Source organism: Ferrovibrio sp., assembly GCF_017994015.1.
GTDB lineage: Bacteria > Pseudomonadota > Alphaproteobacteria > Ferrovibrionales > Ferrovibrionaceae > Ferrovibrio.
The window spans coordinates 1-10,764 of sequence record NZ_JAGOLP010000086.1 but is presented as its reverse complement, the minus strand read 5'-3'; the positions used below and the strand labels follow the sequence as shown (position 1 = coordinate 10,764).

The 10,764-nt window shown below is 63.2% G+C and carries 8 protein-coding genes; 4 read left to right on the top strand and 4 right to left on the bottom strand.

Translation table 11 applies throughout. The annotated features are described in order from the left end of the window. Nucleotides 1–34 precede the first annotated feature (34 nt). Both KBB36_RS19790 and KBB36_RS19785 read right to left on the bottom strand, forming a co-directional pair. Nucleotides 35–925, bottom strand: coding sequence for a 50S ribosomal protein L11 methyltransferase (locus KBB36_RS19790; RefSeq protein ID WP_290985227.1), 891 nt, complete (start codon nucleotides 923–925; stop codon nucleotides 35–37). Beyond that, entirely contained in the window at nucleotides 925–3,222 is a 2,298-nt protein-coding gene (locus tag KBB36_RS19785) for an ATP-dependent helicase (RefSeq protein ID WP_290985224.1), read from the bottom strand. Before KBB36_RS19785 ends, KBB36_RS19790 begins: the two co-directional genes overlap by 1 nt. A 102-nt stretch (nucleotides 3,223–3,324) precedes the next feature. Between KBB36_RS19785 and KBB36_RS19780 the strand changes: the two genes are divergently transcribed. The 3 genes from KBB36_RS19780 to KBB36_RS19770 all read left to right on the top strand — a co-directional run bounded on the left by KBB36_RS19780 (nucleotide 3,325) and on the right by KBB36_RS19770 (nucleotide 7,412). After that, complete coding sequence (locus KBB36_RS19780) at nucleotides 3,325–4,731, top strand: FAD-linked oxidase C-terminal domain-containing protein (protein ID WP_290985221.1); 1,407 nt, start codon at nucleotides 3,325–3,327, stop codon at nucleotides 4,729–4,731. Between the two features lie 139 nt (nucleotides 4,732–4,870). Continuing rightward, nucleotides 4,871–6,259, top strand: a complete 1,389-nt coding sequence (locus KBB36_RS19775; protein ID WP_290985230.1) for a class II 3-deoxy-7-phosphoheptulonate synthase — start codon at nucleotides 4,871–4,873, stop codon at nucleotides 6,257–6,259. Continuing rightward, complete coding sequence (locus KBB36_RS19770; RefSeq protein WP_290985218.1) at nucleotides 6,240–7,412, top strand: nicotinate phosphoribosyltransferase; 1,173 nt, start codon at nucleotides 6,240–6,242, stop codon at nucleotides 7,410–7,412. Before KBB36_RS19775 ends, KBB36_RS19770 begins: the two co-directional genes overlap by 20 nt. Nucleotides 7,413–7,471: 59 nt before the next feature. On the opposite strand, the gene KBB36_RS19765 is transcribed toward KBB36_RS19770, so the two are convergent. Next, a complete protein-coding gene (locus KBB36_RS19765) occupies nucleotides 7,472–8,455 on the bottom strand; it encodes a tripartite tricarboxylate transporter substrate binding protein (RefSeq protein WP_290985215.1) in 984 nt (327 codons plus the stop codon). 26 nt (nucleotides 8,456–8,481) lie between these two features. Next, nucleotides 8,482–9,492: an NADP-dependent oxidoreductase gene (locus tag KBB36_RS19760; RefSeq protein ID WP_290985212.1), complete on the bottom strand. Its 1,011-nt coding sequence runs from the start codon at nucleotides 9,490–9,492 to the stop codon at nucleotides 8,482–8,484. An 89-nt stretch (nucleotides 9,493–9,581) separates the two neighbouring features. Here KBB36_RS19760 and KBB36_RS19755 point away from each other — a divergent pair. Next, the coding region (locus KBB36_RS19755; protein ID WP_290985210.1) for an NAD+ synthase at nucleotides 9,582–10,764 on the top strand (1,183 nt) is incomplete at its 3' end.

Below are 10,764 nucleotides of genomic sequence, written 5' to 3'. Positions count from 1 at the left end.
CTTGATTTGCCTGCGACGGCTGCACGCCTGATATTCAGCGTTTGAAGATCAGCGTGTGCCAGCCCTCGCGCGGCAGGCGGGCCGAAAAGCTCAGCCCTTGGGCGCGGTAATCCGCCGCCACCCGGCGCTCTTCCTTGGCCAGCAGGCCGGATAGCACCAGATGGCCGCCCGGCGCCACTTGCGCCGCCAGTCCATGCGCCATCGCACAAAGCGGCCCGGCCAGGATATTCGCCACCACCAGATCAAACGGCCCCGGCAGCCGCTTATCCAGCGGATTGCTGGCCACCAGGCAGTGAATGCGCGCGCCCAGGCCGTTCAGCCGGGCATTTTCGCGCGCCACCTGCACCGCCACCGGATCGATATCGGCGGCCCAGATGCGGGCGCGGCTGGTCGCCCTGGCTGCCGCCATCGCCAGCACACCCGAGCCGGTGCCGAGATCAAGCACATGCCTTGGCTGCTGGCGCCGGCAAATCCGGTCGATGGCTTCCAGGCAGCCGAAAGTGGATGGCGCCCGCCCGGTGCCAAAAGCCAGGCCGGCATCCAGCAGCAGGCTCAGGCAACCCGGCGGCGCGCTGCCGGCATCATGCGCGCCATAAAGGAAAAACCGCCCGGCGCGCACCGGGGCATTCAATGTATTGGTATGGCGCACCCAATCCTGGTCCGGCAGTTTGCCGGCAAAAATCGGCGCAGCCGGCAGATTCATGCCGGCGGCGATGGCGGCCAGGCGCCGGCGCCAGGCGGCTTCATCCGGCGGTGTGTCGAACAACACTTGCAGCCGCCATTGTGCCGTGTCGGGGTCTGGCATCGGCGCCACTTCGTACGAACTCAGCGCCACGCCATCCTCGGCTTCCACGCCGAGCAAGTCCTCAAACGGCGCCAGGGCCGGGAAGGGCAGTTCGATCTCGACGAACCAGAATGAAGCCATCAGGCATTCTCCACAAAACTGTCGATCACCTTCTTCTCGCCGGCTTTATCGAAGGCCACCAGCAGCTTGTTGCCATCCACGGCGCGGATGCGGCCATAACCGAATTTCTGGTGAAACACCCGCTCGCCAATCTCAAAATGGCGCGGCGCCTGGCTTGATGGGCTATCCGCCACCGCCCTGGCGCGGCCCTCGATCACCCGGCCGCCGCCTTGCCGGCTCAGATTCCAGCTATGGCCGGCATTGGGTGCGCTGAAGCCGCTGCCGGCAAAGGCGCCGCCAAAAGCATGATTCTGCGCGCCGCGATACAGCCCGGCCTGGCTGCGCTGTTCCACATGTTCGGCCGGTAATTCATCAATGAAGCGCGACGGCACCGCGCTGGCCCATTGATTATAAATGCGGCGGTTGGCGGCAAAGCTGATATGGGCGCGGCGCCGCGCCCTGGTGATGCCGACATAGGCCAGGCGGCGCTCCTCCTCCAGCCCGGCCACGCCATTGCCTTCCACGGCGCGGCGGCTCGGGAACAGGTCTTCCTCCCAGCCGGGCAGGAAAACGTAGTCAAATTCCAGCCCCTTGGCGGCATGCAGGGTCATCAGGCTCACCATCGGCAGGCCAGTGGCCTGTTCGGCATCCATCACCAGCGCCACATGGTCCAGGAAGCCTGCCAGGTTTTCGAATTCGCCGAGTGCGCTCAGCAATTCGCGCAGGTTTTCCAGCCGGCCCGGCGCTTCCGGGGTCTTGTCGGCCTGCCACATGCCGATATAGCCGGATTCCTCCAGGATGATCGCCGCCACTTCCGCATGCGGCAATTCGGCCACCAGGCCGCGCCAGCGTTCAAAATCGTTGAGCAGCGTCTTCAGCGTGGCACGTGGCTTGGGCTTGATCTCGTCGGTTTCAAGCAAGGTTTTTAGTGTGGCGGTAAGCGAAAGCTGCGCCGCGCGTGCGGCACGATGCAAGGCTTGCAGCGTGCTGTCGCCCAGGCCGCGCTTGGGCAGGTTAACGATACGCTCAAAGGCCAGGTCATCATCGGGTTGCAGCACCACGCGGAAATAGGCGATGGCATCACGGATTTCCTTGCGCTCATAAAAGCGCAGCCCGCCGATGACACGGTATTTCATGCCGATGGTGATGAAGCGTTCTTCAAACGCGCGGGTGAGATGGCCGGCGCGCACCAGGATGGCCACCTGATCCAGCGACTGGCCGGCACGTTCCAGCGCCTCGATCTCGTCGCCCACCATGCGGGCTTCCTCGTCGCCATCCCACACGCCCTGCACAATCACCTTGTCGCCCTCGGCGATGTCGGTCCACAGGGTTTTGCCCAGCCGGCTGGTATTATGTGCGATCAGGCCGGAAGCGGCAGCCAGGATATGCGGGGTCGAGCGATAGTTGCGCTCCAGCCGCACAATATGCGCCTGCTCAAAATCCTTCTCGAAGCGCAGGATGTTGCCCACTTCGGCGCCGCGCCAGCCATAAACCGACTGGTCATCATCGCCGACGCAGCAGATATTCTTATGCGCCTGGGCCAGCAGCCGCAGCCACAGATACTGGCTGACATTGGAATCCTGGTACTCGTCCACCAGGATGAAACGGAATTGCCGCTGATAGCGTTCCAGAATGTCGCGGCGCTGGCGGAAGATGGTCAGGTTATGCAGCAAAAGGTCGCCGAAATCGCAGGCATTCAGTTGCAGCAGCCGCTCGGCATAAAGCTGATAGAGGCGCAGACCCTTGCCCTCGGCAAAGCCACGCTCAGCCTGCGGAATCTGATCTGGCAGCAGGCCCTTGTCCTTCCAGCGGTCGAACTGCCCGGCCACCAGGCGCGGCGGCAATTGTTTCTCGTCGATGCCTTCCAGGTCCAGCACCTGTTTCACCAGGCGCAACTGGTCGTCGGCATCCAGGATGGTGAAGTTGTTTTTAAGCCCCACCACTTCGGCATGGCGCTTGAGGATGCGGTTGGCGATGCCGTGGAAAGTGCCAAGCCACAGGCCGGCCGCCGCTTCGGCGCCCACAAGCTGCTCCACACGTTCCCGCATCTCGCGGGCGGCCTTGTTGGTGAAGGTCACAGCCAGAATCTGGCTCGGCCAGGCCAGGCGCTGATACAGGATATTCGCCAGGCGGTTCACCAGCACGCGGGTTTTGCCGGTGCCGGCGCCGGCCAGCACCAGCAACGGCCCATGCAGATGCGACACCGCCTCGGCTTGGGCCGGGTTAAGCTTGGTCAGCCAGGGCGGCGGCGGCGGCGGCGGCGCTTGCGGGGCCGGCGGCTCAGGATCGAATCCGGCTAGATCAAAGGGATCGGACATGCCGGTTACATAGCCCAAGGGGTGCGGCCTGACCACCGCTGGCATTGCCATCAGGCCCCTGGCGCGCTACGACTAGCTGCATAAACGGAAGGAAATCGCCCCATGGCCGCCATTGCCGCTGCACCGCGCCTCTCTGCCACCGCCACTCAGGCTGCAATTGATGCGCTCAAGCAACTTCTGGGCGACCGCCTGAGCACCGGCCAGGCGATCCGCGACCAGCATGGCAAGGATGAAAGCTGGAACCAGCCATTTCCGCCCGATGCGGTGGCTTTTGCGCAGAGCACCGAGGAAGTGGTGGAGATCGTGAAGATTTGCGCCGCCCATGGCATGCCGATTGTGCCTTATGGCGCCGGCACCTCGCTGGAAGGCCATGTCGGCGCCTTGCAGGGCGGCCTCAGCCTGGATGTGATGCAGATGAACAAGATCCTGCGGGTTAATGCCGAGGACTTGGACGTGGTGGTGCAGCCGGGCGTGACGCGCAAGGCGCTGAATGAATTCCTGCGCGATACCGGGCTGTTTTTCCCGATTGATCCGGGCGCCAATGCCTCGATCGGCGGCATGGTTTCCACCCGCGCCAGCGGCACCAACGCGGTGCGCTACGGCACCATGCGCGAGAATGTGCTGGCGCTCACCGTGGTGCTGGCCGATGGCCGCGTCATCCGCACCTCGAAGCGGGCCAAAAAATCCGCCGCCGGCTATGATCTGACACGGTTGTTTGTCGGCTCGGAAGGTACGCTTGGCGTGATTACCGAAATCACGCTGAAACTTTACGGCATCCCGGAATCGATCACCTCGGCGGTCTGCTCGTTTGACAGCCTGGAAGGCGCCATCAACACCGTGATCGCCACCATCCAGAGCGGCATCCCGGTGGCGCGGATCGAATTGCTGGATGATCTGCATGTCGATGCGATCAACAAATACGCCAAATACGACATGCCGGTGAAGGATACGCTGTTTCTGGAATTCCATGGCACCGAGGCCGGCGCCCGCGAACAGGCCGAGATGGTGCAGGCTTTGGCCGCCGATAATGGCGGCGCCAATTTCACCTGGACCACCAAGCCTGAGGAACGCGCCCGGCTGTGGCAGGCGCGCCATGATGCCGCCTATGCGGCCAAAGCGATGCGCCCGGGTTGCGAAATCTGGGCCACCGATGTCTGCGTGCCGATATCGCGGCTGGCTGATTGCATCCTGGAAACCAAGGCCGATCTGGCGCAAAGTTTCCTGATTGCGCCGCTGGTCGGCCATGTCGGCGACGGCAATTTCCATCTCGCCTTTGTCATCGACCGCAGCAACCCGAAGGAGATCGAGGAAGCCGAGCGGCTCAATGCCCGTCTGGTGCAGCGCGCGCTGGCGATGGAAGGCACCTGCACCGGCGAACATGGTATTGGTTCGGGCAAGATGAAGTATCTGATGGCCGAGCATGGCGAGGCGGTGAGTGTGATGCGCTCGATCAAGAAGGCGCTTGATCCCGATAACCTGATGAATCCAGGCAAGATTTTCAGCGCCTGAGGCATTCTGAACGCATTGCCGGGCCTGTTCGCTGGTGACTGGAATTGCCGGCGGAATAGCCCTATCTTTGTTGCCGTGCAGCATTCGTTCGTAAACGAACGAAGCAATCTGCCAGCGATACGTGTTTGGGAGTTGGATGATGAACGCGCGTAAATGGTCGCCGGATAGCTGGCGCTCGAAGCCGATCCTGCAAGTGCCGGATTATCCCGATGCCGCCGCCCTGGCTGCTGTCGAGCAGAAGCTGTCGCATTATCCGCCGCTGGTGTTTGCCGGCGAGGCCCGCAATCTGACCAACGCGCTGGCCCGGGTTTCCGAAGGCCGTGGCTTCCTGCTGCAAGGCGGCGATTGCGCCGAGAGCTTTGCTGAATTCAGCGCCAACAATATCCGCGATACTTTCCGCGTGCTGTTGCAGATGGCCGTGGCGCTGACCTTTGGCGCTGCCCTGCCGGTGGTGAAGGTGGGGCGCATGGCCGGCCAGTTTGCCAAGCCGCGTTCGTCCAACACCGAGAAGCGCGGCGATGTGGAATTGCCGAGCTATCGCGGCGATATCATCAACGGCATGGAATTCACTGCCGAAGCGCGGATTCCTGATCCGAACCGGCAATTGCAGGCTTACAGCCAGGCGGCGGCCACGCTGAATCTGGTGCGCGCCTTTGCGCAGGGCGGTTATGCCGACCTGCATCGGGTGCATCGCTGGAATCTCGGCTTTGTTGCCAAGAGCCCGGAAGTGGAGCGCTGGCAGGATGTGGCCGACCGCATCACCGAATGCCTGGATTTCATGGAAGCCTGCGGCATCACGCCGGAGCGCAGCAATGAACTGCGCACGGTGGATTTCTATACCAGCCACGAGGCTTTGCTGCTCGGCTATGAGCAGGCCATGACCCGTGTGGACAGTACCTCAGGCGAGTGGGTGGATACCTCTGCGCATATGCTGTGGATCGGCGACCGCACCCGGCAGCCGGATGGCGCGCATGTGGAATTCCTGCGCGGCGTGATCAATCCGCTCGGCCTGAAATGCGGGCCGACCACCGATCCTGATGAACTGATCCGCCTGATCGACCTGCTCAATCCGGCCAACAAGCCGGGCCGGCTCACCCTGATTGCCCGCATGGGGCATGACAAGGTGCAGAAATTCCTGCCTGCTCTGGTGCGCAAGGTTCGCAACGAGGGGCGCAATGTGGTGTGGTCCTGTGATCCGATGCATGGCAACACGCTGACCGCTGCTTCCGGCTTCAAGACCCGGCCGTTTGACCGCGTGCTGTCGGAAGTGCGGCAATTCTTCGAGGTGCATCTGGCCGAAGGCACCCATGCCGGCGGCGTGCATCTGGAACTCACCGGCCAGGATGTCACCGAATGTATGGGTGGCGCGCAGATGATTGGCGATGCCGATTTGTCCAGCCGCTACCACACCCATTGCGATCCGCGCCTCAATGCCTCGCAATCGCTGGAACTGGCCTTCCTGATTGCCGAGATGCTGAAGCTGGAACGCAACAACCGCACGGTTCGCCATGCTGCCGAAGCCGACTGACGTTACCCCTTTCGTCGGCCCGGCGCTGGCGGTTGAGCTGGAACGCGATATCGAGACGCGCACCGACACCTACTTCAAGAAAACCAAGGAGGTTGTGCAGCGCTTCGGTGACAAGACGGTCACCTATGCGGTGTTCATGCGCCGCCCGGTGATTTTCTGTCCGCGCCTGATGGTGGAATGGCTGGAAAAGGTCGGCGCCGCGCGTGGCGTAAAGTTCGGCATCGAACTGGTGCATGAGGAAGGCACCTGGGTTGGTGCCGGCGAGCCGCTGGTCTATCTCTCCGGCCCGATGTCGCAACTGGTTGATCTCGAAACGCTGTATCTGCAAAAGCTCGGTGCGGCCTGCGTTGCCGCCTATAACGCCTATTCGATGTGCTGCGATCTGCCCAAGGTGCGCTTCCTGGCGATGGACGCGCGGCATTGTGCCGGCGCCGAGATGGCCGAGATGATGGCCTATGCCGCTTCTGTCGGCAGCCGCGCCGCGCGGCGCGATGTCGGCGCCGCCGGCTTCATCGGCAATGCCACCGATGCCACGGCGCATTATTTCGGCAACGACAAGGGCTTCGGCACCATGCCGCATGCCCTGATCGGCTATGCCGGCTCCACCCTGCGCGCCGCCGAATTGTATCACGAGAGTTTTCCGGCCGAGCCGATGACCGTGCTGGTGGATTATTACGGCCAGGAAGTCACCGATGCGCTGGCGGTTTGCGCGCGTTTTCCGGAACTGGCGCGTGAAGGCCGTTTGCAGGTGCGGCTCGATACCCATGGCAGCCGCTATATCGAGGGCCTGGACCCGCAAACCTCGTATCAGGTGCTCGACCGCCATGTGCCAAATGCGATCCGGCAATACCGTTCGGAAGCCGAATTGCGCTGGATGGTCGGCACCGGCGTGTCGGCGGCGGCGATTTTCCACATGCGCGCCGCGCTTGATAAGGCCGGCTTCCTCAATGTGAAGATCGTCGGTTCCTCGGGCTTTAATGCTGCCAAGTGCAAGGTGATGGCCAGTGTGAAGGCGCCGCTCGATATTGTCGGCACCGGCTCATACCTGCCGGATAACTGGACCGAAACCTACGCCACGGCTGATATCGTGGCCTATGACGGTGTGCCGAGCGTCAAGGTCGGCCGCGAATTCCTGCTGCGCAAGGCGAAGTAGCCTGCCATTAAAGTCGTCACCGCCGGGCTAGGCCCGGCGGTCTCGTCTCTCGTGCGGCCTTACTCCACCTTCACATTGGCGATGCGGATCACTTCGGCCCAGCGCTTGATGTCTTCTTGCAGGAATTTGGCGAAATTGTCGGCGTCGCGCACATTCACCGCCATGCCTTGCTTGGTGAAGGTTTCGCGCACGCTGTCTTTTTTCATCGCTTCCAGCACCAGGCTGCGATAGCGCGCCAGCGCCGGGGCCGGGGTGTTGATCGGCGCGAAGATCGCCAGCCAGGCATCGGCTTCCACGCCGGCGACGCCACCTTGGGCGATGGTGGGCAGGTCGGGCAGATGCGGCGAGCGGTTCGGCGAGGCCACGGCGATGGCGCGCAGCTTGCCGGCCTGCACCTGGGCCAGCACGGTGGGCGTGGTGGCGAAGCTGCAATCGACATGGCCACCGAGCAGGTCCTGCAACAAAGGTGCCGAGCCTTTGTAGGCGACATGAGTGAGATCAGCGCCGGCCTTGGCCTTGAACAATTCCAGCGCCAGATGCGAGGCCGAGCCGGGGCCGGTGGAGCCGCAATTGAGCTTGCCCGGCTGTGCCTTGGCCAGTTTGAGGAAGTCGGCGAAATTCTGCACCGGCAGGTCGTTCTTCACCACCAGGATATGTTGCAGGTCGGCCAGCAAAGCGATGGGGGCGAAATCATTCACCGGATGATAGCCGCCGCCATTGGGCAGCAGCGAGATATTGGTGGCATGGGTCTGGTTGGTGGTGGCCAGCAGCACATGGCCATCCGCCGGCCCCTGCGCCACGCGGCGCGAGCCGATGGCGCCGGCACCGCCCGGCACATTCTCCACGATCACCTGCTGGCCGAGATCCTTGGTGATTTCCTGGCCGATCAGGCGGGCCAGGCTATCGGTCGGGCCGCCAGCCGGATAGGGCACCACCATGGTCACGGTCTGCGCCGGGTTCCAGGTCGCTTGCGCCCAGGCGGGCAGGCTGTGCAACAGGGCAGCCGCACCGGTGGCCTGCAACAGATGGCGTCGATTAAACATGGTTTCCTCCGTTATGCTTAGCCGGATTACAGCTTATCCGGCCCCACCCGCACAAGCTGCTTGCCGAAATTCTTGCCCGCCAGCATGCCGATGAAGGCGGCCGGGGCGGCTTCCAGCCCTTCCGCCACATCCTCCTTGTATTTCAGCTTGCCGGCCTTGATCCAGCCGGCCATTTCCTGGATCGCGCCGGGCCAGTAGGGCATGTGATCGGAGATGATGAAGCCGGTCACCGTGGCACGGTTGACCAGCAGGTGGCGCATGCCGGTGAAGCCTTCCGGCTCGGTCAGATTATATTGGCTGATGATGCCGCAGAGCGGCACGCGGGCGAAGCTGTTGAGCCGGCCGAACACCATCTCCATGATCTTGCCGCCGACATTCTCAAAATACACATCGACGCGCTTCGGCGTGGCATCCTTGAAGGCGGCTTCCATGTCGGGCGCCTTGTAGTCGATGCAGGCATCGAAGCCCAGTTCGTTCACCACATAATCGCATTTTGCCTTGCCGCCGGCGATGCCGACCACGCGGCAGCCCTTGATCTTGGCGATCTGGCCCACCGTGCCGCCCACCGCGCCTGAGGCGGCGGAAACCACCACGGTTTCGCCTTCCTTCGGCTTGCCGATCTGCATCAGGCCGTAATGCGCCGTCACGCCGGGCATGCCGAGCACGCCGAGCCAGGTGGAGAGCGGCGCCAGGGCAGGGTCGATTTTGACCAAACCCACGCCATCGGTAACGCCATAGCCGCGCCAGCCGAGATTGCCCACCACATAGCAGCCAACCGGGAATTTTGGATTGTCGGAGGTCATCACCTCGCCCACCGTGCCGCCGATCATGGCGTCGCCCGGGCCGAGCTTGGCCAGGTAGGAGCGGCCCGGGTCCATCACGCCGCGCATATAGGGATCAAGCGACAGCCAGATGTTGCGCACCAGAAGCTGGCCCGGACCGGCTTCCGGAATCGGCCGTTCCACCACCTCGAAATCGGCTTCCGTCACCCAGCCCTTGGGGTGCTGCTTCATCAATACATTGAGGTTCTTGCCCATTGTCTTGCCTCCCGTTGAGTAATTGCCGCCGAGACTACCCCAAGCCGGCCATTGCGGTAAGTCTGCCGTCGCGTTAAGTGTTTCGTATTATGATCAATTCTCTAAAAATCGCACTCGCCCAGATCAATGCCGGCATGGGCGACATCGCCGGCAACCGCCAGCGGATCGAAGCCGCGCGGGCCGAAGCCGCCGCCCTGGGCGCCGATCTGGTGGTGCTGCCTGAATTGTGCATCATCGGCTATCCGCCGGAAGATCTGGTGCTGCGCCCGGCGATCCAGCGCGCCTGCGAACAGGCGGTTCGCGCCCTGGCGGCGGCCACCCGCGATGGCGGGCCGGGCCTGTTGGTTTCCTCGCCCTGGGTGGATGGCGGCAAGCTCTACAATGCCGCTTTGCTGCTGGATGGCGGCGAGATTGTGGCGGTGCGCTACAAGTATGATCTGCCGAATTACGGCGTGTTTGACGAGAAGCGGGTTTTTGCCGCCGGGCCACTGCCCGGGCCGATGGTGTTTCGCGGCGTGCGGCTGGGCGTGATGATCTGCGAGGATATGTGGAGCGCAGACGTGGCCGAATGCCTGGCCGAGACTGGCGCTGAAATGCTGATCGTGCCGAATGGTTCGCCGTTTGAAGTGGGCAAGTGGGATCAGCGCCTCACGCTGGGTGTGGCCCGTGTGGTCGAAACCGGGTTGCCGCTGGTCTATCTCAACCGCGTCGGCGGCCAGGATGAACTGGTGTTTGACGGCGCCTCCTTTGTGCTCAATGCGGATCGTAGCCTGGCGCTGCGCCAGCCGGAATTTGTCGAACAGGTGGTGCTGACCGAGTGGCAGCGTCAGGGTGATAGCTGGGTCTGCGCGCCTGGCAAAATCGCCGAGCCGCTGGACCGCCTGGCCTCGATCTATGGCGCCATGGTGCTGGGCCTGCGCGATTATGTGAACCGCAACCGCTTTCCCGGCGTGGTGCTGGGGCTTTCCGGCGGCATCGACAGTGCGCTGTCTGCCGCCGTGGCGGTGGATGCGCTGGGCGCCGAGCGTGTACGCTGTGTCATGCTGCCATCGCGCTACACGGCGCAGATCAGCCTGGATGATGCCGCTGAATGCGCCCAGGCGCTGGGCTGTTCCTATGAAACCATTCCGATTGAGCCGGCTGTGGCGGCTTTTGGCCAGATGCTGGCGCCGGCCTTTGCCGGCCGTGCTGCCGACCTGACGGAAGAAAACCTGCAAAGCCGGGTGCGCGGCGTCACCCTGATGGCGCTGAGCAACAAGTTCGGCCATATGG